Below are 21,311 nucleotides of genomic sequence, written 5' to 3'. Positions count from 1 at the left end.
TAAGATACGCATCGTAAACGGGTATGGATCAATCAGGTTAGATGTTTTTAACAAATGCACTATGTTAAGACTTCGGGTCAGCGAATACAGGGCTGATCCAAAGCTGCCGCATGGCCGTAAAACCTAACGTATCAACTGGAACGGTTCACGCATGAGCAGCTTTAAGGGCAAAACCTATTGGATCATCGGCGCAAGCGAGGGTTTGGGTCGCGCTTTGGCCAAAGAGCTGAGCGATAAAGGTGCGCATCTGATCCTGTCCGCGCGCAACGCCGAGCGCTTGGCTGAAATCTGCGAGAACCTGCCCAATGCGCGCTTTATCCCCATGGATGTGACTGATTTGAACGCTGTACGCAGCGCGGTTGCCCAGGCAGGGGCAATCGATGGCCTTGTGTATAACGCCGGAGCCTATGACCCGATGCGTAGCCCTGAGTGGGACACGGAAACCGCGCTCAGGATTAGCGATGTGAACTATATGGGCGCAGTACGCGTTCTTGGAGAAACAGTACCCGGATTTGTAGCGGCAGGCCGAGGAGAGATCACTTTGATCGGGTCGCTTGCAGGGTATCACGGGCTTCCTGCCGCAATCGGCTATGGGGCCAGCAAGGCCGCACTCATTTCGCTGGCCGAAACCATGCGGCATGATCTTGCGGGCAGTGGCGTCACTGTGCGTATCGTCAACCCCGGGTTCATCAAGACCCGATTGACCGACAAGAACGAATTCAAAATGCCAATGCTGATGACGCCCGAAGACGCGGCCTCACGCGTGATCAAAGCCATGGCGCGCAGACGGTTCCGCACCGATTTTCCAGCTCCGTTTTCCTGGGTAATCCGCGTGATCGACTATCTGCCAGACTGGCTGGTTTATCGCGGGAAATAGGCTCTATCACAGCTCAAAACACCTTCGTGTCAGCTTACCCGCAGGTGATATTTTCGATGATCCCGTCGTCATCGACAAAAACATTCAACCTATCAATACGGTAATCCTGTGCCATCAGATCGTTGGGCCCCAACACACGCGACCGTTCCGGAAGCGCGGCTTGGATGGTCTGGACCGGTTGGCCGATCGAACCCGCAAAAGGATCCCCCAGACAAAACGCCAGATCGATCGAGGGGGCGCGGGACGGCAGGCGCGGCGATTGCTGTTCTGACGGTGTTTCGGAACAGGCGGACAGCAAGATCAGAATGGGAAAAAATCTATACATTGGCGCTCCTTATTCTGGCTATGTCGTTTCTTGAATATCAAAGGTTTAGTCCACCAGCCATCAAAGCGCAGTTGAAAATACCCTTCAATTGACGCAGGGTCGAAACAAAGAAGACAGGGAGACAAGCACAATGCGCACGCGTGCAGCCGTCGCCGTTCAGGCGGGTAAACCTTTGGAAGTGATGGATGTAAACCTCGAAGGCCCCAAGGCGGGCGAGGTGTTGGTCGAGATCAAGGCCACCGGGATTTGCCACACTGATGAGTTCACGTTGTCGGGTGCTGATCCCGAAGGTCTGTTTCCTGCCATTCTGGGTCATGAAGGCGCAGGCGTCGTTCTTGAGGTGGGCGCAGGTGTGACCAGCCTGAAACCGGGTGATCACGTGATCCCGCTTTACACACCCGAATGTCGCGAATGCGAATATTGTCTGCATCCCAAAACCAACTTGTGCCAAGCGATCCGAGAGACGCAGGGCAAGGGTCTTATGCCGGATGGTACCTCACGGTTTTCGACTCTGGATGGTGATCCGATCCTGCATTACATGGGCTGCTCGACCTTCTCGAACCATACTGTCCTGCCCGAGATTGCCTTGGCCAAGGTGCGCGAGGACGCGCCGTTCGACAAGATCTGCTATATCGGCTGCGGTGTGACTACAGGCATCGGCGCGGTGATCAACACCGCCAAGGTCGAGATTGGCAGCCGCGCCATTGTGTTCGGCCTGGGCGGCATCGGTCTGAATGTGATCCAGGGCCTGCGTCTGGCGGGTGCGGATCAGATCGTGGGTGTCGATCTGAACCCTGCCAAGGTCGAGATGGCCACTAAATTCGGCATGACCGATTTCGTGAACCCGACCGAGGTCGAAGGAGATCTGGTGCCTTATCTTGTCAATCTGACCAAGGGCGGCGCCGACTACACGTTTGACGCGACGGGCAATGTGGGTGTGATGCGCGATGCGCTGGAATCGGCCCATAAGGGATGGGGCGAATCCATCATCATTGGTGTGGCACCTGCGGGGGCCGAAATCTCGACCCGACCGTTCCAGCTGGTCACCGGCCGATCATGGCGCGGAACAGCATTTGGTGGCGCGCGGGGCCGGACTGATGTGCCCAAGATCGTCGATTGGTACATGGACGGTAAGATCGAGATCGACCCGATGATCACTCACACGATGGGGCTTAGCGACATCAACCACGGCTTTGACCTGATGCACAAAGGGGAAAGCATCCGTTCCGTGGTGGTGTACTAGAGTTTGAGGCAAAGCAGGCCGGGGGAACTATTTCCCCGGCCGCGACGCACCAGTATCCGCCCGCGGTGAGCGCACCCGGAGGACCGGGGTATTGACCGAGGTTGTGTTCGACCGGCTTTCCCGCCAGACCACAAAAATACCCGACGCGATGATGATTGATGCGCCAACAGCCACCCAAGCGTCGGGCTGTTCTTCGAAAAACAGCATTCCGAACAATGTGGCCCAGATGATCTGGCTGTATTGACTGGGGGCCACGACGCCAGCAGGGGCCGCGCGATAGGCCAGGATAATCAGGTGCTGCGCAATAACCGAGAACAGACCAACCAGAGCCATCATTGCCAGATGCAGCAGTGATGGTGGTTGATATACAGCCGGTTGCAGCAGGCTCATTACCACGATGGCCAGCAGCATCGGATAAAGGATCAGAACGGCCGAACGCTCTTCATTTCCAATCTTGCGCACCAACACCGAAGAGAAGGCACTGCAAAACGCTGCCGTCAGTGCAGCAATGTGGCCCAGAGTGATATCTGTTGCACCCGGGCGCAAAACGATCAGAACACCGATCAGGCCAACACCAACGGCGGCCCAGCGTTGTATGCGCACGACCTCTCCCAGAATCGGGATCGACAAAACGGTGACGATCAGAGGAAAGGAAAACAGCAGCGAATAAACCTCGGCCAGCGGAAGAACCGAGAAGGCGTAGAACGCACAGGACATGCCCATGACCATCAGGCCGGATCGCAGCAGAACCAGCCAGGGATGATGAGGGCGGAAGTTTCCGGTGGCTCGATCAGTCAGGATGGTTACCGCCATCGGGACAAAGGAAAAGAGGGTCGCAAAAAAGATGATCTGCATCACCGAATAGGTTCCGCCCAGCACTTTGATCAGTGCGTCATGACTGGCGAAAACCGCGAATCCCAGAAACGCGAAACCAAGTCCCTTAAGGGTGGTGTTTTGAGTGCTCATGAACATGGCCTCGGGCAGAGTGTCGGTGTGGTTGCTATTCGCCGCAGCGTTGAAAACCGGGCTGCATCGCCTTTTTGAGTAAACACATTTGACCCATCCGCATAGCCCTTATTTTACCGCTAACACTGCAAGGCTGATATGCTCAGGGATCAACACGACATGGCTGACGGATGCTTGAAATGCGCAAGATGCGGGTCGCCTGCAGGTGTTGGATTCAGGCAGTCTGCCAAAAACCGGAGACCAGACATGTTCAAGATCACTGCCTTGCCCACTCAAGATGTACGTCGCCTTCAGGCCGGAGGACCTGACGCCTATGGCGCGGTGCCCGAGCGTGCCATTTCCGATGGTGCTGGTAACCCGTGTCGTCATTGCCTGCGCCAAATCCCAGAAGGCCGGGACATGCTGATACTGGCACATCGTCCCTTTTTAGAGACACATCCTTATGCAGAAACCGGCCCGATATTCCTGTGTGCGGATCCTTGCGATCAGTTTAGAGACGATGACATGCCCGAAATACTGACCTCTTCCCCAGACTATCTGATCAAGGGATATGGCACCAATGACCGTATCATCTATGGAACCGGAGCGGTCACGCCGACGGATCAGATCAGCGCCAAGATCGACGAAATCTTTGCGCGCCCTGACGTGGCCTATATCCACATCCGGTCCGCGCGCAACAATTGCTATCAGGCGCGTGTCGATCGAGTCTAAAGTTTGACGCGGTGCATGCCCCGGCGCGGTTGATCGTGATCATCTGCCGGGGGATCATCGGCGCGGGCTGCGGTCAGCGCAAGGAACACATCCTCAAGATCGGCTTCTTCGGTGCGCACGTCACGAATGCGGATATTTGCGGCGCGAACTGCCTCCAGAACCTGCTCGGCGGTGGTTTGGGCGCTGCGATAGTTGAGCTCAAGGCTGCCATCATCGCGAAGCGCGGCTTCGACCCCATCGGTTGTCGGAAGATCAACAATCGGACTGTCGGGAACGATCACCATCGTGCGGCTGTCCATGCGCGACAGAAGGTTGGCCGTGCTGTCCTGTGCGATCTTCTGGCCATGGTTGATGATAGCGATCTCGTCACACATTTCCTGCGCCTCTTCCAGGTAATGCGTCGTCAGAATGATGGTCATACCCTGATCGTTCAGCTTGTGCACATTGGTCCACAGCATTTGACGCAGTTCGATATCCACCCCCGCCGTGGGTTCATCCAGGACCAGGATTTTGGGGTGATGCACCAGTGCCTTGGCCAGCAGCAACCGACGCCGCATCCCGCCCGACAATGTGCGGGCATAGGCCTCGGCTTTGTCGCTCAGGCCCACCAGCTCTAAAATCTCATCGCTGCGGCGCTGGGCTTTGGGTACCCCGTAAAGCCCTGCCTGAACCTCCAGCGCTCCGCGCGGGGTAAAGAATGGATCCAGGTTCAGCTCTTGCGGCATGACACCGATGGCGGCGCGGGACTGGCGCGGGTGCTTGTCCTGATCAAAGCCCCAGATCGACACATGACCGGCGGATTTGACCACAAGCCCGGCCAGAATGTTGATCATCGTCGACTTTCCAGCCCCGTTTGGCCCCAGCAACCCAAAGACCGAGCCGCGCGGGATGGTCAAATCGATGCCTTTAAGCGCCTGTTTTTCCGGCTGGCCCTTGCCACCCCGATAGGTTTTGCGCAGCCCCTCGATTGTGATTGCCGCATCGCTCATGTGGCTCTTGCCCCCGGTTTGCTCATCGCTCATAAACGCACCTAGTACATGCCCGCGAGGCCAACAACCGAAGAAGGATCGCCAGCCGTGACCATCGAAGCGCCGGAAACCAAGATTGTGGAAACCTCTCGCGTTGCCTGCGACGGCGGTGAAGGCGCATTGGGTCATCCGCGCGTCTGGCTGCAAATCCCGGAAGATACCGGCTGGGTCGAATGCCCCTATTGCGATTGCAAGTATGTTCTGAAGGGCACAGAGCAAATCTAACCATCAATTCTGGCGCTAAGCGTCAAATTCTTGCCGTGATCGTCCAGCAAGCACTGTGTTGGAACACGTCCGCATAGAGGCAAGGATAAAGATGACCGCTGATGATACGGCCAATCCGGTATTTGGATGGATCGGGTTTTGTGTGGGTGCTCTGGCCTTGTTTGCCGCGCTGTTTGTGTTTTGGGCCGGGCCTTTTGCACCTCAGCATTCAGCGGGTGTGACGCTGGGCGAACTGGCCGCCGAAATCGGGAAATCCACATTGCGCGCAGCCGCTGGTCTGGATCAGCCATCGTGTTGTCTGCGATGGGTTTCCTGCGCCATGAAAGAAGGCGACCCGCCCTTGCTGGCGTGGCAATTGGCATCGGTGCGATCCTATTCCAGTTTTTTGCTTTTGCGGTTTTCGCTTTCTTGGGCGTCTTGCTTGTCATGGCGCTTTTGAACAGTTTCTCGGACGTGTTCAGCGGCCTCTTTGGTGGCTGACCTGCGTTCTTGACTGGCCACCCGCGCAGGCCTGTGGCAGAACCGTCCCTGACAATCAGGGAGCGCGCGCATGAGCAATTTCGGAAAAGGGTGTCACCTGCATCTGATCGACGGATCGGCCTTTATTTTCCGGGCATATCACGCGTTGCCGCCACTGACGCGGAAATCCGATGGTTTGCCGATTGGCGCTGTTTCGGGGTTCTGCAATATGCTCCAGAAATATGTCGAAGGGAACGCCGGGCCGGATGCGCCGACCCACGTCGCAGTAATCTTCGACAAAGGCTCGCACACGTTCCGAAACGATCTCTATGATCTCTACAAAGCCAACCGTGAGGCCATGCCCGAGGATCTGCGCCCGCAGATGCCCCTGACCCGCGAAGCCACCCGAGCCTTCAACATCGCCTGTAAAGAGCTTGAAGGCTTTGAGGCCGATGACATCATCGCAACGCTTGCAGTTCAGGCCCGCGAAGCAGGTGGTCGCGTGACCATCGTGAGTTCCGATAAGGATCTGATGCAACTGGTCGGCGATGGCGTCGAGATGCTGGACGTGATGAAAAACAAGCGCATCGACCGGGATGGGGTGTTTGAGAAATTCGGCGTGGGCCCCGAACGGGTGGTGGATGTTCAGGCGCTGGCCGGGGACTCGGTCGATAACGTGCCGGGAGCTCCGGGCATTGGTGTGAAAACCGCCGCTTTGTTGATCAACGAATATGGTGATCTGGAAACGTTGCTGGACAGGGCCGACGAGATCAAGCAACCCAAACGCCGGCAAACGCTGATCGAAAAGCGGGACCAGATCGAGCTGTCGAAGAAACTGGTGCAACTGGATGAGAACACGCCGCTGGATTTCACTCTGGATGATCTCGAGGTGAAAGACCCGGACGCAGAAACCTTGTTGGGTTTTCTGGCCGAGATGGAGTTCCGCACCCTCACCAAGCGGATTGCGGATAAGCTGGGTGCCGAGGCCCCCGTGATCGCTGACATTCCTGCACCAGCGGCTCAGGTCGAAGAAGAAGAGTCCCTGGCCTTCGATGCGTCAAAGTATGAATGCGTGCGCGATGCGGACGCTTTGCAGACGTGGATTGATACGGTCTATGAGCGCGGTTGGGTTGCGGTGGATACCGAGACCACGGGTTTGAACGAGATGATCGCTGATCTTGTGGGCATTTCGCTGTGTGTCGAGCCCGGTGCGGCCTGCTATGTCCCGCTGACCCACAGGGACGGGGCTGCGGATGATCTGTTCGGTTCGGACGCATTGGCCGAAGGGCAAATGCCCCTGGATCAGGCTCTGACTCTGTTGAAACCGATGTTTGAGGATCCGTCGATCCTGAAGATCGGGCAGAATATGAAATACGACGCCAAGATTTTTGCGCGCTACGGCATCGAGGTTGCGCCGATCGACGATACGATGCTGATGTCCTACGCCATGCATGGGGGTGAGCATGGGCATGGAATGGATACACTGTCGGAACGGTACCTGAGCCACACACCGATCCCGATCAAACCACTGCTGGGCTCGGGCAAATCAGCCATTACATTTGACAAAGTTCCGATTGACGAGGCCACGGCCTATGCCGCCGAAGATGCGGATATCACCCTTCGCCTGTGGCAGCTGTTCAAGCCGCAACTGCATCAAGTGCAGGTGACCACCGTTTACGAGACGCTGGAGCGTCCTCTGGTGCCGGTTCTCAAAGAAATGGAGATGCATGGTATCAAGGTCGACCGCGATGTGCTGAGCCGCATGTCCAACGCTTTTGCGCAAAAAATGGCTGGATTAGAGGCTGAAATTCACGAATTGGCCGGTGAGACTTTCAATGTCGGCTCACCCGCGCAGCTGGGTGAGATCCTGTTTGACAAGATGGGGCTGGAAGGTGGCAAGAAGGGCAAGACCGGGAAATACTCGACCGGTGCGGATATTCTTGAGGATCTGGCGACCGAGCATGAACTGCCCCGCCGGGTGCTGGACTGGCGGCAGCTGTCCAAGCTGAAATCGACCTATACGGACGCCTTGCAGACCCATATCAACCCCGATACGGGGCGGGTGCATACCTCTTATTCGATCACCGGGGCCAATACCGGTCGTCTGGCCTCGACTGATCCGAACTTGCAGAACATTCCGGTGCGCACCGAGGAAGGGCGGCGCATCCGTGAGGCGTTTATCGCCGAGCCGGGCAATGTGCTGGTCAGCCTGGATTATAGTCAGATCGAGCTGCGGATCCTGGCGCATATCGCTGATATCCCGGCGTTGAAACAGGCGTTTTCGGATGGGCTGGACATTCACGCAATGACCGCGTCCGAGATGTTCGACGTGCCGTTGGACGAGATGACGCCGGATATTCGACGTCAGGCCAAGGCGATCAATTTCGGGGTGATCTATGGCATTTCCGGCTTTGGCCTGGCGCGCAACCTGCGCATCCCGCGGGCTGAGGCGCAGGGGTTCATCGACCGGTACTTCGAACGTTTTCCGGGCATTAGAGCCTATATGGATGACACCATCGCCTTTGCCAAAGAGCATGGCTATGTGCAGACCCTATTTGGGCGGAAAATCCATACGCCCGAGATCAACGCCAAAGGCCCACATGCCGGGTTCTCGCGCCGGGCGGCCATTAACGCGCCTATTCAGGGGACGGCGGCGGATGTAATTCGACGCGCGATGGTGCGGATGCCCGATGCTATCAACGGGCTGCCCGCGAATATGCTATTGCAAGTCCACGACGAATTGCTGTTTGAAGTGGCCGAAGACGCGGTGGATCAGCTGGTCTCGGTGGCCAAGGAAATCATGGAAGGCGCATCGGATCCGGCGGTGAAACTGGACGTGAAGCTGGAAGTAGATGCAGGCCAGGGCGCCAATTGGGCCGAGGCGCATTAGCGGTCCGGGAGCGCTGCTCGTCAGGCCCGGCGGGCCCTCTTTGCAGCGGGTCAATCCTGCGGTTTGACCAGCCCATTGACGAACCGTTGCACGGTGGGCCCCAGCAATAGGATAACGGTGAAGGCGATGGGCCAGCAGAAGGCCCAGGCCGCCATCCAATCGCCAAAGGTGCTGGGCCCGAACCCATTTGCTTTAACTGTTGCGATGCCGGTGACGATGCAGGACATCAGACCTGACATGATCAGGCTGAACAGTGCGCGGGCATAACGTGCAGCGATCATGGGCGGTCCTTGAGTTCAGGCCCCATTGATCTGCGATATTTTCGAAAAAAACGCCAGTGGCGATCTCAGGACGCCCGCATCCAGCCCAAAGTCTGCGTGGTCAGCGGTTTTGACGGGGTGTATTCGGCGCTGACATGGCCGGTATAGCCGCTGTGATCCATCGCCTCGAACAGCGACGCGAAATCCGTGGGACCGCGCCCGGGTTCTGAGCGGTCCGGAGCCGCACCGATCTGCGCATGGATGAAGCGGTCGTGGTAACGGTGCCAAATTTCTAGCGCGTCACCGTGGATCATGTGGGCGTGAAAACTGTCATATTGCAGACCGATATTGGACCGATCTACTCGATCCAGAATTTCGGCCGCCAGATCAAAACTGTTCAGGAAATACCCAGGCTGTGAAACAGGGTTCAGCGGCTCGATCGTAAATCTTTGATCCGGGGCGAAATCTGCGGCCCATTGCAGGTTTCGGACGAAACTCGCCTCGGCCTCGGACCCTGAGGCCGCACCGGACATGATGTGGATCATCCGGGGGCGCAGGATCTGAGCATAGCGCAGCACCCGTTTGATGTCGGACTGAAACCGCGCCTCACCGCCGGGGATTGCAGCGTAGCCGGGTTCTCCGCCCGTATAGTTGGGCGGGGGTGCGTTGATCAGGATCAGGTCAAGCCCATTGGCCAAAAGGGCGCGTCGGGTTTCCTTGGCCGCCAGATCATAGGGAAACAGAATCTCGACCGCGTCAAACCCGGCCTGCGCGGCTGCGTTGAACCGTTCGAGATAGGGCAGCTCGGCAAAGAGCAGCGAAAGATTGGCGGCAAATTTTGGCATGAGCGGTCTCGGGTGGTGGTCGAAAAACTCTATCCGGGGATAGGTCACAGGGAAAGAGATGGAAAACGACAGATTGTCGAAAATCGACCAGAAATACAGGCGCATCTTCCTGACAATCGGACCAACGAGGCGAATCAATTCATCGTTGTCCCGCCTGCAAAAAGAGCGAAACCCATGGCGATAAGCCCTGATCCTGCACGCGGGTCGTCCTTCGGGGTACCCAGCGGTCGCAATGCGGCCTTGTCCGGCAACGGGTTGGCCGTGGCGTCGATGGTGACATGGGCCGCGGGGTTTCCTGCGGCCGAAATTCTGCTGCAGACATGGCCACCTGTGGCGCTTTTGATTGGGCGCTTGGCTTTGGCCGTTGCGATTATGTTGCCGATCTGGCTGATCATCGACGGCCCGCGCCGCGTGGCATCCGCGCGCTGGGGGCGGGCCATGATCGTTGGCAGTTTTGGGTTTGGTGCAAGTATGTTCCTGATGATCCTGGCGCAGAAACTCACGGATCCCGTGACCGTCGCGATTATTGCCTCGTGCGCACCTTTGATGGCAACGCTGTTGGAGCTTGCATCGGGGACGCGGCGATTAAGGTGGAACTTCGCTCTGGGTGTCGTGGTGTCGGTTGTGGGCGGCTTGATTGCCACCAGTGCGCTGGCGCCCGCCCAATTGGGGCTGGGTGCAGCCTGCGCCGTGCTGTCAACAGCAGGGTTTTGCTGGGCCAGTATGATGACCGTCCGCGACTTTCCAGACCTCAGCTTTACTGGCCGGACAACGATCACCTTCACGGGCGGGCTTTTGGCAGCGGTGGTAATGGTTTCGCTGATGGCAGGGCTTGGTATTAACGTTCTGCCGACCTCTCCTGTGGATTTGCATCAGGCGAGTATGCTGGCCATCTATGCGCTACTCGCCATGGGCCTAAGCCAGGTCTTGTTCATTTCGTCTGTTGGCAGAATCGGCGTCGCGCTCAGCTCGTTTCACATCAATGTGGCGCCGTTCTATGTCATGGTCATCATGCTGGCGCTGGGAGAAGACTGGAATTGGACCCGCGCGCTGGGCGCTGCAATTGTTGCCATGGCGGTGTTCATCGCGCAGGACCGCGCTCCTCGCTCAGCCAAGGTCGTCTGACGGGATCAGGCCAAAGAACTGGCCGCCGGACCAGACGCCAAACCAGCCCTCATGATGGGTGGCGATATCCACCATCCGGTAAAAGCTCTTGCGGTCGATACGCGCCTCAAGGTTGCTGCGGATCAGGATATAGGGCGAAGGCTCTGCTGTATCCGGGTCAATCTCAATGCGGATCGGGTGGTCTGCGCCGGCCTCGGCCTGATCACCGACAGAAGTGGTAAACCGCAGGACCTGGCCGTCGCCCGAACCGATCTGGTCAAAGTCTTCGGCGATGAAAGGCGCATCCTCAACGGTGATTCCCACCTTCTCAACCGGGGTGACCAGATAGTATTTGCCGTATTCTTTCTTAAGAATTGACGAAAAAAGCTTCACAAGCTCGAACCGCCGGATCGGTGACCCTAAATAAGACCAAGTGCCATCTTTGGCGACGCGTATGTCCAAATCGCCGCAAAACGGGGGATTCCACAGATGAACGGGCGGTAAACCACGAGTTTTGGCCGCTTTGACCGAAGCCGCCAGACCGTCTGGCGAAGGGGTCACGGGTTTTTGTCCGCTCATTGCTTTTGCCATTTCCTCTCAGCGCGATACACTTCAACCATATCAGTTCACGGAAGGGAACCTCATGTCCGAACCTGCCGACCTCGTCGTCGAGATCGAAGCGCTGGAAAACAAGCTGCAAGAGGCGAAATCCTCGATCACCCGTCGCTTTATCGGGCAAGAGCGGGTCGTTGACCTGACCCTGACCGCTTTGTTGTGTGGCGGTCACGCTTTGTTGATCGGCTTGCCCGGGTTGGGAAAGACACGGCTGGTTGAAACTCTGTCGACCGTGATGGGTTTGCATGGCAACCGGATCCAGTTCACTCCCGACCTGATGCCGGCAGATATCCTTGGGTCCGAGGTTCTGGATACCGCCGAAGACGGTACACGCCGCTTCCGTTTCATCCCCGGCCCGATCTTCTGCGAGCTGTTGATGGCCGATGAGATCAACCGCGCCAGCCCGCGTACCCAATCGGCGCTTCTGCAGGCCATGCAGGAACGGACTGTAACCGTCGCTGGCGAAGATCGCAGTCTGGGCACGCCATTCCACGTGTTGGCCACCCAAAACCCGATTGAACAGGAAGGGACCTATCCGCTGCCCGAAGCGCAGCTTGACCGGTTTCTGGTGCAAATTGATGTGGAATATCCCGACCGCCAGACCGAACGCGATATCTTGCTCGCGACCACCGGCGTTGAAGAAGACGGGGCGCATCAGATCTTCAGCAAGGAAGAGTTGCTGGCCGCGCAGGTTCTGTTGCGCCGGATGCCCGTGGGAGAATCGGTGGTTGAACTGATCCTCGATCTGGTCCGTGCCTTCCGCCCGGAAGAGTCCGGTGTTTCCGAGCGTGTGGCCGAGACGGTGGCCTGGGGTCCGGGGCCGCGTGCGGCGCAGGCTCTGATGATGACCGTGCGCGCCCGGGCGCTGTTGCAAGGACGGCTGGCCCCCAATGCAGATGATGTTCTGGACATGGCGCGCCCGGTGCTGAGCCACCGCATGGCGCTCAACTTCGCTGCCCGTGCGCGGGGTGACAGTCTGGCTGATCTGATTGAGACAACGGCTCGTGGTCTGATCCGGGCCGAGGCCGCAGCGTGAATGCGGCGCTGACTCTTCGCGAAAGATCCGAGGCCGAGGCGTCCCGGCTGCCGCCGCTTTTGGCGCGCGCCGAGCATTTGGCCGGAACGGTGCTGCTGGGCGATCACGGGCGGCGTCGGTCGGGTATGGGTGATGACTTTTGGCAATATCGCCCGGCACAACTGGGCGACAGCCGCCGGATGATCGACCATCGGCGTTCGGCCCGCGGGGATCAGCAATTTGTCCGCGAGCGCGAATGGCAGATTGCGCAATCCATTATGCTTTGGGTCGATCAGGGGGCTTCGATGCGTTTTGCGTCGGATAAAGGGCTACCGACCAAGGCCGATCGCGCGCGTTTGCTGGGTCTGGCAACGGCCATCCTGCTGGTGCGCGGCGGTGAGCGTGTAGGGCTGACTGGTACAAGCCTGCCGCCCCGACGCGGTAACGCGCAGATCGTTCGCCTGGCGCAAGCCTGGTCTGAGGATGCCGAGGCGGATTACGCACCGCCAGAACACAAAGCCATGATCCCTCATGCCCGCGCTGTGTTCCTGTCTGATTTTCTGGGCCCGCTCGGCGAAGTCGAGCTTGCCCTGACCAAGGCCGCTGATCGCGGGGTACGGGGTGTTTTGCTGCAAATTCTCGACCCGTCAGAAGAAGCGTTCCCGTTTCGCGGGCGGACGATCTTTGAAAGCGTTGGCGGCACCGCCCAGCACGAGACCTTGAAGGCTGGCGACCTGCGCGACCGTTATCTCGAGCGGCTGGCCCGACGCAAGGATGACCTGGCCCGACTATGCCGCGCCACCGGTTGGCAATTGGGTCTGCACCACTCCAAAGACAGTGCGCAATCGGCGCTATTGTGGCTCTATCGCGCGCTGGATGGGGGTGTGCAATGACGGTTCTCGCAGGTATCGGTTTCACTGCGCCGTGGATTTTGCTTGGTCTGCTGACCCTGCCGATCCTGTGGCTGATCCTGCGCGCCGTACCGCCTGCACCGATCCGTCGATTGTTCCCGGCGGTAACACTGCTTTTGGGGCTGAAGGACGAAGAAAGCGTCTCGGACCGCACACCATGGTGGCTTTTGCTGCTGCGGATGCTGGCGGCAGCGGCGATCATCATCGGTCTGGCAGGTCCGGTTCTGAACCCGTCACGGGATGAGACCGGCTCGGGACCCCTGTTGCTGGTGCTGGATGGCAGCTGGGCGGGGGCCACCCGCTGGTCGGCCACGCTGGACCAGATTGACGCGCAGCTGACCGAGGCGGGCCGGGCTGGGCGCCCGGTTTCGATCCTGCGCCTGACCGAGCCGGAAGCGCCGGTTTTCCAGGCGGCTGAGGCATGGCGTGGACGACTGCCCGGGCTTGTGCCGATGCCGTGGCAGCCCACACCTCAGCAATTAGATGCGGCGATCCAGTCGTTGAATGATGTTGATGGTGGGTTTGACACGCATTGGTTCAGCGACCGCCTGAACTATGACAGTCAAGATCAGATGGTCGACGCATTGCAGGCGCGGGGTGATGTGACAGTCTTTCAATCTCCGTCCCCGGTCATGGCCATTGCGCCCGCAACATATCAGGACGGTGCGATCGTGCTGACTGTGCTGCGTGCGGAACCCGGCCCGGCCGATACCGTCACCGTGTTGGCGCAAGGTCGCGATCCGGCGGGCACCATGCGCGTGCTGCATTCGGTCGATCTGGAGTTTGAAAGCGACGCCACCCGGGCGCAAACGCAGATTGTCCTGCCGTCCGAGCTGCGCGCCCGGATCACGCGGTTTGAGATCCAGGGCCAACGCGCCGCAGGGGCTGTCACGCTCACCGATGACAGCCTGCGCCGCCGCGAAGTGGCTTTGATCGCAGGAACGCTTGACCGCGAAGGGCTCGAGCTGTTGTCGCCGTTGCACTACCTGACACAGGTTCTGATCCCCACCGCTGATTTTGTCGATGGCGGTCTGCTGGATGTTCTGCGCGCCAACCCGGATGTGATTGTGCTGGCAGATGTCGCCACTCTGGCCGCCGCCGAAGAGGTTGCGCTGACCGAATGGGTGGAACAGGGCGGCTTGCTGCTGCGCTTTGCAGGCCCGCGCATGGCCGCCAGTGATCTGGGCCGCGCCGCCGAGGATACCTTGCTGCCGGTGCGTCTGCGCAGCGGGGGCCGCTCCGTCGGGGGTGCGATGAGCTGGGGGGAAGCCAAAGGCCTGGCCCCGTTCCCCGAAGATTCGCCCTTTTTCGGTCTGAACATTCCTGCGGACGTGTCTGTCACCACGCAAGTCATGGCGCAACCAGACCCTAATCTGGCGGATCGGGTGATTGCTTCGCTGTCGGACGGCACGCCGCTGGTGACCCGCAAGGCGCTGGGTCTGGGGCAAGTTGTGCTGTTTCACGTCACCGCAGACGCCGAATGGTCCAGCCTGCCTTTGTCGGGCCTGTTTGTCGAAATGCTGGACCGTCTGGCTGTCGCCTCTGCCGCCAAGTCGCGGCAAGAGGCGCAGTTGCAGGGCACAACATGGGAGCCTATTCAGGTTCTCGACGGTTTCGGCACCCTGTCGGATGCGGGTAACTTACCCGGTGTGGATGGTGTCAGCCTGATCTCGGATCCAATCGGGCCCGAACTGCGCCCCGGGCTTTATGAAAGCGGCAAGCAAAAGCTCGCATTGAACGTTCTGCCCGAGGACGCGCTGCTGAGCCCGGTGGTTTGGCCTGCAGATATCCCGATCCGCGGACAAGAGATCAGCACCGAGACGCCAATTGGCGGGCTGCTCTTGAGCCTCGCGCTTCTGTTGCTGACCGTCGACATCGTCGCCTCGCTGGCTTTGTCAGGGCGTTTGGGGCTGGCGCGCGCCGCAGCCGTTTTGGCCGGTGGCTTGCTGCTGGTGCCAGAGGTTCAAGCGCAAACCCCCGAGGATACCGAATTTGCCCTGCAAGCGGCGCATGAGCTTGTTCTGGCCCATGTCCTGACCGGCAATGCGCAGGTGGACGAGGTTGCTGAGGCCGGGATGCGCGGTTTGGCCCAGACCTTGTATTTCCGTACCTCGGTCGAACCTGCCGAGCCGATTGGGGTTGATCTTGAACGGGATGAACTGGCGTTCTTCCCGTTGCTCTATTGGCCCATCACCCCCGATCAACCGCAACCGTCAGCTGAGGCTTACGCCAAGCTCAACACCTATCTGCGGTCGGGCGGGATGATCCTGTTTGACACGCGCGATGCCAATGTCGCCAGTTTCGGGGCCTCCAGCCCCAATGGCCGGAAGCTACAACAGCTGGCAGGTCCGCTGAATATCCCCGCGCTAGAGCCTGTTCCGAAGGATCACGTGCTGACCCGGGCCTTCTACCTGCTCCAGGATTTTCCGGGCCGGCACATGGGCACCGAGGTCTGGGTCGAGGCCGCGCCGCCCGATGCCGAGCAGATCGAAGGAATGCCCTTCCGCAATCTGAATGATAACGTGACGCCTGTGGTCATCGGCGGCAATGACTGGGCCAGCGCCTGGGCGGTGGATCGCAACGGTCAGGCCTTGTTGCCGGTGGGCCGTGGCTATGCCGGTGAACGGCAGCGCGAGCTGGCCAATCGCTTTGGCGTCAATCTGGTGATGCACGTGCTGACCGGGAATTACAAATCCGATCAGGTCCACGTGCCTGCGCTATTGGACAGGTTGGGACAATGAACGGAACGCTTCTTTTTGATCCGCTGATTCCCTGGCCGGTTCTGGCCATCGTGGGCGCTGTGGCGCTGGGCGGGATTGCTGTCGCACTCTGGCGTGGATTGTCCGGTTGGGCGTTGCGCGGGCTGGCAGCGATTGTGGTGCTGATCGCGCTCAGCGGGCCGGTCTATCAGATAGAAGACCGCGCGCCTTTGACCGACATCGTGCTGATGATCGAAGATCAAAGCGCCAGCCAGACCTTGTCAGACCGCGCCGAGCAGACGGTGCAAACCGCAGACGCGCTGGCCGAAGAGATCGAAAGCCGCGCAAACACCGAATTGCGCCGTATCCCCGTTGGCGACAGTGACGGGGATGAGGGAACACAGGTGATGGCGGCTTTGAACGCCGCCCTGGCCGAAGAACCCCGTGCGCGAATCGCGGGGATCGTCGTCGTCTCGGACGGGATCGTGCATGATGTGGATCAGGCCCCGGATTTGCCCGCCCCGATGCATCTGCTGCAAACCGGACGGGCCGAGGATTGGGACCGCAGGCTGATCGTGCGCAACGCCCCGGCCTTTGCCATCATCGGTGAGCCCGTGACCCTGACGCTCCGGATCGAAGACAGCGGCGCGGTGCCCCCGGGCGCTACGACAGCGCCGCTTGAGATCTCGATTGATGGCGGCGCGCCGCAGACTTTCACCATGCCCATCGGCAGCGACATCGAAGTGCCTGTTGCGCTGCCCCATGGCGGGCGCAATGTGATCCAGTTCAGCGTGCCGCAGGCCGAAGGTGAGTTGACCGACCGCAACAACACCGCCTTGATCCAGATGAACGGCGTGCGCGACCGGTTGCGGGTGCTGCTGGTCTCGGGCGAGCCGCATCCGGGCGGGCGCACCTGGCGCAACCTTCTGAAATCCGACAGCTCGGTCGATCTGGTGCATTTCACCATTCTCCGTCCACCCGAAAAACAGGATGGCGTGCCTGTGGATGAGCTGTCTTTGATTGCCTTCCCGACCCGAGAGCTGTTTTTGGAAAAGATCAACGATTTTGATCTGATCATCTTCGACCGCTACAAACGCCGGGGCATCCTGCCCGCGATCTATCTGGATAACGTCAACAACTATATCAACGACGGCGGGGCCGTGCTGGTGGCCGCCGGTCCTGATTTCGCCACCGCCGACAGCATCTTTCGATCACCGCTTGGGCCGGTTCTGCCTGCCCAGCCTACCGCGCGGGTGATCGAGGAACGCTTTGTCCCGATGGTGTCCGAGCTTGGCGAACGCCACCCGGTCACCACCGATTTGGGCGCATCGGATGGCTGGGGCGCATGGCTGCGTCAGATTGATGTGCGGCCCCGGACGGGCGAAGTGCTGATGACTGGAGTGGATGAACGCCCGCTGTTGGTTCTGGACCGCGCAGGCGAAGGCCGCGTCGCCTTGCTGGCGTCGGATCATGCCTGGCTGTGGAGTCGCGGATTTGACGGCGGCGGTCCGCAGTTGGAACTTCTGCGCCGTCTTGCACATTGGCTGATGAAAGAGCCCGAGCTTGAAGAAGAAGCGCTCTGGGCCGAAGCCAACGGCCAAACCATGCGCATCATTCGCCAGACCCTGAACGAAGAGATTGGCCCGGTCACGATCACACGGCCCAATGGTGAGAGCCTGCAGATCAACTTGAACGAAGTCTCGCCCGGTCGCTTCGAGGTTCAGTATTTCGGCCCTGAAATTGGCCTTTATCGCCTGGAAGAGGGTGAGCATTTTGCTGTGATTGGTCTTGGCCCCGCAGCGCCCAAAGAGTTCGAACGCACCATCGCAACGTCCGAGATCATGGAACCGCATCTGGCCAGCTTGCGGGGTGGTGTGATTCAGGTTGAGGACGGCTTGCCTGCCATTCGCAATGTCCGCGACGGGCGTCCGGCGGCAGGGCGCGGCTGGATTGGTCTGACCCCGCGCGACGCCTATGAAACCCGAGATGTCACCCAAGCGGGCCTGTTCCCACCCTGGTTGGCGCTGCTGCTGGCTGGTGGGTTCTTATTGGCGGGATGGCTGCGCGAAGGGCGTTCGTAACAGCTTTAAGCACTTTTTCACCGCTTCCCGGGATGCTGCACGCAGCTAACCCGGGAAGAGCATGATATGAGCCTTGCAGAAAAACTGGCCCAAGAACGGCGCGCGCGGCTTGCAGCCGAAAGATTGTTGCACCTCAAACAGGCCGAGCTTTCCGCTGCCAACTGCAAGTTGGGTCGTCATGCGCTGGCCCTGACCCGCCAGATCGGTGAGACCCAGGCCGAAGTGGAAACGGTGCGGGGCGAGAATGAAAAGGTCAAATCCGATCTGACCGTCGCCAATGCCAAGATCGAAGTGGCCGAACGCCGGTTGTGGCATTCCATTCAGACCATTCAGGATGGCTTTGCCTTTTTCGACGAGAACAGCCAGTTGATCAGCGCCAATACCGCTTACCTGAGCGTGTTCGAAGGTTTGGACGAAGTTTCGCCCGGCATCGAATATCGCCGCATTCTTCAGCTTTTGACGGATGAAGGCATTGTCGATATCGGCGACGAACCTGTGGCTGAGTGGCGAGCGCGGATGTTAAGCCGGTGGGCCAGTCTCAACCCCGAACCGGTGGTCATTCAGCTGTGGAACGGAGAATATATTCGCCTGATCGACCAGCGTGGCAGTGGTGGCGATGTGGTCAGCCTGGCGCTGAACATCACCTCTTCGGTCCGGCATGAGGCCGAACTGAACGCCGCACGCGAACGGGCCGAGGCCGCGAACCGCGCGAAATCGGCGTTTCTGGCCAATATGAGCCACGAAATTCGAACTCCGATGAACGGGATCGTCGGTATGACCGAACTGCTGACAGAAACGCCTTTGGCCGAGGAACAGCGGCTTTACGTCAATACGATCCGCAACTCGGGGGAGGCGCTGCTGGTTATCATCAATGACGTGTTGGACTATTCCAAGATCGAAGCTGACAAACTGACCCTGCACCCCGAGCAGTTTGATCTGGAGCGGTGCATTCTTGAAGTCGCGATGTTGCTGCAACCCAGCGTGCGCGACAAGGGGCTGACCCTGCTGGTCGATTATGACCTGTTCCTGCCCACGCTGTTCGTCGGCGACCCGGGACGTCTGCGGCAGATCATGACCAATCTGGTTGGCAATGCGGTCAAGTTCACCTCGGACGGCCACGTGCTGATCCGGGTGACCGGAGTGCCAAATTCTGACCAGCAAAGCTGCGATATTCATGTGGCTATCGAAGACACCGGTGTTGGGATCGCGGCGGACAAGATCGATCATATCTTTGGTGAGTTCAATCAGGTCGAGGATGAGCGCAACCGTCAGTTTGAAGGCACAGGACTGGGTCTGGCGATCACTGAACGGCTGATCAAGATGATGGGTGGAAAGGTCTGGGTAGAGAGTGAACAGGGCGCGGGTTCCTGTTTCGGCTTTCGGGTATCTCTGCCCACGGCCGAAGGCCCGCAACCAGCGCCGCCTGATCTGGCCGGGCGCTTGAAACATGTTCTGGTGGTCGAAAATCTTGCGGTGAACCGCGCCATTCTCACCAAGCAACTCAGCCGTTTGGGGTCCCGCGTGACGGTATGCACCAGCGGAGAAGAGGCGCTGCGAGCGGTAGATGATACAATCGACCTGGTGCTCTGCGATCAGGACCTGCCCGATATGGAGGGGCTGGAGCTTGCGACCATGTTGCGCGAACGGAATTGGTCGGATCTGCCGATTGTCGTGATGTCGGCCAACCCGGGCGTCATCCATGCAGACCCGGCGAACCGGCTGATCGAAGGTATTTTGCAGAAACCGATCCCAAGGGCCGAACTCTTTTCACGTTTGATGGCACTTGGTGCACCTGTGTTCGAGCCTCAGAAACGGGCGGGTGAACCTGCCGCGCTATCAAGCGGCCTAGACACTGATGGCCATCGGCGCATGAAGGTGCTGGCGGCGGAAGACAACAAAACCAATCAACTGATCCTGAAGAAAATGACCAAGGATCTGGACATTGAGCTTAGATTTGTCAGCAACGGGCTTGAGGCGATCGAGGCCTATGCCGCGTTCGATCCCGATCTGATTTTTATGGATATCTCGATGCCGAAGATGGACGGGAAAGAGGCCACTGGTGAAATCCGGCGACGCGAGGTTGGAACGGGGCGCAGGGTTCCGATCGTTGCTTTGACTGCGCATGCCATGGCAGGCGATGATCAGGGTATTCTCGCCGCGGGGCTCGATCATTACCTGACCAAGCCGCTGCACAAGGCGCTGATCCACGAAATGATCAAGACCCATTGTCCGGAAGACGCCCGCCCGGTGGCCCAACCCGAAGGCGCTGAAAGCTAGCCTTGGGCCTGATAGGGGCGCACAAAAACCGGCTTGCCCGCCTCGGACAGATCAGGGCGATAGGCGTATCCGCCGGTGTCAAACTCGACCAGGGCATTGGGATCGGTCAACCGATGCTGCACGACGTAGCGCGCCATCGCGCCGCGCGCCTTTTTGGCAAAAAAGCTCACGATCTTGGGCGTGCCCCCCTTGTCCTCCATAAAGACCGGAGTGATCACACGCAGCTTCAGCGCTTTCAGATCGACCGCGCCGAAATATTCCTGACTGGCACAATTGACCAGAACATCACTGCCCACCTCGGCGGCTTGCGCGTTCAAAGCCTTGCTAAGTTGATCGCGCCAATACTCATACAGGTTCTTGCCGCGCCGCGTTTTCAGCTTGCTGCCCATCTCAAGCCGATAGGGTTGAATGGCATCCAGCGGGCGCAACACCCCGTAAAGGCCGGATAGAATCCTCAGATGATCCTGTGCCCAGGCCATTTCATCGGCGTCCAACGACGCGGCCTCAAGCCCCTGATAGGTGTCCCCGGCAAACGCCAGCGCCGCAGGACGGGTCGTCGTTGCATCAGGTGCGTCGGAAAAAGCCCGATATCGATCGCGGTTCAGGCGGGCCAGATCATCGCTGAGATCCATCAGCTTTTTCAGATCCCCCAGGGTCAGATTTCGCGCGGTTTTCGATAGCCGAATGGCGTCATCCTGAAAATCGGGTTGCGTGACATCCACGTTCCGTTCTGCCCAATCCAGCCGCTTGGCCGGCGAGATAACAACCAGCATGTCCGCC

The 21,311-nt window shown here is 59.2% G+C and carries 19 protein-coding genes; 12 read left to right on the top strand and 7 right to left on the bottom strand.

Annotated elements, in window-relative coordinates; all coding sequences use genetic code 11:
* Positions 1-151: 151 nt before the first annotated feature.
* Positions 152-877: an SDR family oxidoreductase gene (locus GOW40_RS08405; RefSeq protein WP_171131837.1), complete on the top strand. Its 726-nt coding sequence runs from the start codon at positions 152-154 to the stop codon at positions 875-877.
* Between the two features lie 34 nt (positions 878-911).
* On the opposite strand, the gene GOW40_RS08400 is transcribed toward GOW40_RS08405, so the two are convergent.
* Positions 912-1,202, bottom strand: a complete 291-nt coding sequence (locus GOW40_RS08400; RefSeq protein ID WP_171131839.1) for an I78 family peptidase inhibitor — start codon at positions 1,200-1,202, stop codon at positions 912-914.
* A gap of 130 nt (positions 1,203-1,332) precedes the next feature.
* Here GOW40_RS08400 and GOW40_RS08395 point away from each other — a divergent pair, with 130 nt between their 5' ends.
* Positions 1,333-2,445, top strand: a complete 1,113-nt coding sequence (locus GOW40_RS08395) for an S-(hydroxymethyl)glutathione dehydrogenase/class III alcohol dehydrogenase (protein WP_171131841.1) — start codon at positions 1,333-1,335, stop codon at positions 2,443-2,445.
* 27 nt (positions 2,446-2,472) lie between these two features.
* On the opposite strand, the gene GOW40_RS08390 is transcribed toward GOW40_RS08395, so the two are convergent.
* Positions 2,473-3,411, bottom strand: coding sequence for a DMT family transporter (locus tag GOW40_RS08390; protein WP_171101678.1), 939 nt, complete (start codon positions 3,409-3,411; stop codon positions 2,473-2,475).
* Positions 3,412-3,657: 246 nt separating this feature from the next.
* Here GOW40_RS08390 and GOW40_RS08385 point away from each other — a divergent pair, with 246 nt between their 5' ends.
* Complete coding sequence (locus GOW40_RS08385) at positions 3,658-4,122, top strand: DUF1203 domain-containing protein (RefSeq protein ID WP_171131843.1); 465 nt, start codon at positions 3,658-3,660, stop codon at positions 4,120-4,122.
* Here GOW40_RS08385 and GOW40_RS08380 read toward each other — a convergent pair.
* Positions 4,119-5,111, bottom strand: coding sequence for an ABC transporter ATP-binding protein (locus GOW40_RS08380; RefSeq protein ID WP_171132301.1), 993 nt, complete (start codon positions 5,109-5,111; stop codon positions 4,119-4,121). The genes GOW40_RS08385 and GOW40_RS08380 overlap by 4 nt on opposite strands.
* Before the next feature lie 87 nt (positions 5,112-5,198).
* Between GOW40_RS08380 and GOW40_RS08375 the strand changes: the two genes are divergently transcribed.
* The 3 genes from GOW40_RS08375 (at position 5,199) to polA (ending at position 8,724) form a co-directional block, all read left to right on the top strand.
* Positions 5,199-5,375 (top strand): zinc-finger domain-containing protein, encoded by a 177-nt coding sequence (locus GOW40_RS08375; RefSeq protein WP_171101710.1) that lies wholly within the window; start codon positions 5,199-5,201, stop codon positions 5,373-5,375.
* 91 nt (positions 5,376-5,466) lie between these two features.
* Positions 5,467-5,814: a hypothetical protein gene (locus GOW40_RS08370; RefSeq protein ID WP_171230932.1), complete on the top strand. Its 348-nt coding sequence runs from the start codon at positions 5,467-5,469 to the stop codon at positions 5,812-5,814.
* A gap of 111 nt (positions 5,815-5,925) precedes the next feature.
* The gene (gene polA, locus GOW40_RS08365; RefSeq protein WP_171131847.1) at positions 5,926-8,724 is read left to right on the top strand and encodes a DNA polymerase I; all 2,799 of its coding nucleotides are present in this window, start codon (positions 5,926-5,928) and stop codon (positions 8,722-8,724) included.
* Positions 8,725-8,774: 50 nt separating this feature from the next.
* Here polA and GOW40_RS08360 read toward each other — a convergent pair whose 3' ends face one another.
* Both GOW40_RS08360 and GOW40_RS08355 read right to left on the bottom strand, forming a co-directional pair.
* Complete coding sequence (locus GOW40_RS08360; RefSeq protein WP_171131849.1) at positions 8,775-9,005, bottom strand: DUF2798 domain-containing protein; 231 nt, start codon at positions 9,003-9,005, stop codon at positions 8,775-8,777.
* 65 nt (positions 9,006-9,070) lie between these two features.
* The gene (locus tag GOW40_RS08355) at positions 9,071-9,829 is read right to left on the bottom strand and encodes a hydroxypyruvate isomerase family protein (RefSeq protein WP_171131851.1); all 759 of its coding nucleotides are present in this window, start codon (positions 9,827-9,829) and stop codon (positions 9,071-9,073) included.
* Positions 9,830-10,003: 174 nt separating this feature from the next.
* On the opposite strand from GOW40_RS08355, the gene GOW40_RS08350 reads away from it, so the two are divergent.
* Positions 10,004-10,954 (top strand): DMT family transporter, encoded by a 951-nt coding sequence (locus GOW40_RS08350; protein ID WP_171131853.1) that lies wholly within the window; start codon positions 10,004-10,006, stop codon positions 10,952-10,954.
* On the opposite strand, the gene GOW40_RS08345 is transcribed toward GOW40_RS08350, so the two are convergent.
* Positions 10,937-11,512, bottom strand: coding sequence for a DUF1285 domain-containing protein (locus tag GOW40_RS08345; protein WP_171131855.1), 576 nt, complete (start codon positions 11,510-11,512; stop codon positions 10,937-10,939). The genes GOW40_RS08350 and GOW40_RS08345 overlap by 18 nt on opposite strands.
* 64 nt (positions 11,513-11,576) lie before the next feature.
* Between GOW40_RS08345 and GOW40_RS08340 the strand changes: the two genes are divergently transcribed.
* From GOW40_RS08340 to GOW40_RS08320, 5 genes are all read left to right on the top strand, one after another.
* Positions 11,577-12,584, top strand: a complete 1,008-nt coding sequence (locus tag GOW40_RS08340; protein WP_171131857.1) for a MoxR family ATPase — start codon at positions 11,577-11,579, stop codon at positions 12,582-12,584.
* Positions 12,581-13,456, top strand: coding sequence for a DUF58 domain-containing protein (locus GOW40_RS08335; RefSeq protein ID WP_171230931.1), 876 nt, complete (start codon positions 12,581-12,583; stop codon positions 13,454-13,456). The genes GOW40_RS08340 and GOW40_RS08335 overlap by 4 nt, the downstream gene beginning before the upstream one ends.
* Positions 13,453-16,215: a DUF4159 domain-containing protein gene (locus GOW40_RS08330; protein ID WP_171131861.1), complete on the top strand. Its 2,763-nt coding sequence runs from the start codon at positions 13,453-13,455 to the stop codon at positions 16,213-16,215. Before GOW40_RS08335 ends, GOW40_RS08330 begins: the two co-directional genes overlap by 4 nt.
* Complete coding sequence (locus tag GOW40_RS08325; RefSeq protein ID WP_171131863.1) at positions 16,212-18,254, top strand: hypothetical protein; 2,043 nt, start codon at positions 16,212-16,214, stop codon at positions 18,252-18,254. Before GOW40_RS08330 ends, GOW40_RS08325 begins: the two co-directional genes overlap by 4 nt.
* Positions 18,255-18,320: 66 nt before the next feature.
* Positions 18,321-20,531: a response regulator gene (locus GOW40_RS08320; RefSeq protein ID WP_171230930.1), complete on the top strand. Its 2,211-nt coding sequence runs from the start codon at positions 18,321-18,323 to the stop codon at positions 20,529-20,531.
* Here GOW40_RS08320 and yaaA read toward each other — a convergent pair.
* Positions 20,528-21,304, bottom strand: coding sequence for a peroxide stress protein YaaA (gene yaaA, locus GOW40_RS08315; RefSeq protein ID WP_171131867.1), 777 nt, complete (start codon positions 21,302-21,304; stop codon positions 20,528-20,530). The two genes, GOW40_RS08320 and yaaA, sit on opposite strands and share 4 nt — an antisense overlap.
* Between the last annotated feature and the right edge of the window lie 7 nt (positions 21,305-21,311).

Origin of the sequence: Ruegeria sp. HKCCA6707 (assembly GCF_013033515.1) — a bacterium.
In the GTDB taxonomy this organism is placed as follows: Bacteria; Pseudomonadota; Alphaproteobacteria; order Rhodobacterales; family Rhodobacteraceae; genus Ruegeria.
The sequence above is the reverse complement of the archived record's forward strand: the minus strand, read 5'-3'. Positions and strand labels throughout refer to the sequence as shown.

What these genes read in the sequence shown, in the direction of transcription:
- GOW40_RS08330 (WP_171131861.1), top strand. Translation starts at nt 13,453, where the DNA reads ATGACGGTTCTCGCAGGTATCGGTTTCACTGCGCCGTGGATTTTGCTT.
- GOW40_RS08390 (WP_171101678.1), bottom strand. Translation starts at nt 3,411, where the DNA reads ATGAGCACTCAAAACACCACCCTTAAGGGACTTGGTTTCGCGTTTCTG.
- polA (WP_171131847.1), top strand. Translation starts at nt 5,926, where the DNA reads ATGAGCAATTTCGGAAAAGGGTGTCACCTGCATCTGATCGACGGATCG.
- GOW40_RS08370 (WP_171230932.1), top strand. Translation starts at nt 5,467, where the DNA reads ATGACCGCTGATGATACGGCCAATCCGGTATTTGGATGGATCGGGTTT.
- yaaA (WP_171131867.1), bottom strand. Translation starts at nt 21,304, where the DNA reads ATGCTGGTTGTTATCTCGCCGGCCAAGCGGCTGGATTGGGCAGAACGG.
- GOW40_RS08395 (WP_171131841.1), top strand. Translation starts at nt 1,333, where the DNA reads ATGCGCACGCGTGCAGCCGTCGCCGTTCAGGCGGGTAAACCTTTGGAA.
- GOW40_RS08405 (WP_171131837.1), top strand. Translation starts at nt 152, where the DNA reads ATGAGCAGCTTTAAGGGCAAAACCTATTGGATCATCGGCGCAAGCGAG.
- GOW40_RS08355 (WP_171131851.1), bottom strand. Translation starts at nt 9,829, where the DNA reads ATGCCAAAATTTGCCGCCAATCTTTCGCTGCTCTTTGCCGAGCTGCCC.
- GOW40_RS08360 (WP_171131849.1), bottom strand. Translation starts at nt 9,005, where the DNA reads ATGATCGCTGCACGTTATGCCCGCGCACTGTTCAGCCTGATCATGTCA.
- GOW40_RS08340 (WP_171131857.1), top strand. Translation starts at nt 11,577, where the DNA reads ATGTCCGAACCTGCCGACCTCGTCGTCGAGATCGAAGCGCTGGAAAAC.
- GOW40_RS08320 (WP_171230930.1), top strand. Translation starts at nt 18,321, where the DNA reads ATGAGCCTTGCAGAAAAACTGGCCCAAGAACGGCGCGCGCGGCTTGCA.
- GOW40_RS08380 (WP_171132301.1), bottom strand. Translation starts at nt 5,111, where the DNA reads ATGAGCGATGCGGCAATCACAATCGAGGGGCTGCGCAAAACCTATCGG.
- GOW40_RS08325 (WP_171131863.1), top strand. Translation starts at nt 16,212, where the DNA reads ATGAACGGAACGCTTCTTTTTGATCCGCTGATTCCCTGGCCGGTTCTG.
- GOW40_RS08350 (WP_171131853.1), top strand. Translation starts at nt 10,004, where the DNA reads ATGGCGATAAGCCCTGATCCTGCACGCGGGTCGTCCTTCGGGGTACCC.
- GOW40_RS08385 (WP_171131843.1), top strand. Translation starts at nt 3,658, where the DNA reads ATGTTCAAGATCACTGCCTTGCCCACTCAAGATGTACGTCGCCTTCAG.
- GOW40_RS08345 (WP_171131855.1), bottom strand. Translation starts at nt 11,512, where the DNA reads ATGAGCGGACAAAAACCCGTGACCCCTTCGCCAGACGGTCTGGCGGCT.
- GOW40_RS08400 (WP_171131839.1), bottom strand. Translation starts at nt 1,202, where the DNA reads ATGTATAGATTTTTTCCCATTCTGATCTTGCTGTCCGCCTGTTCCGAA.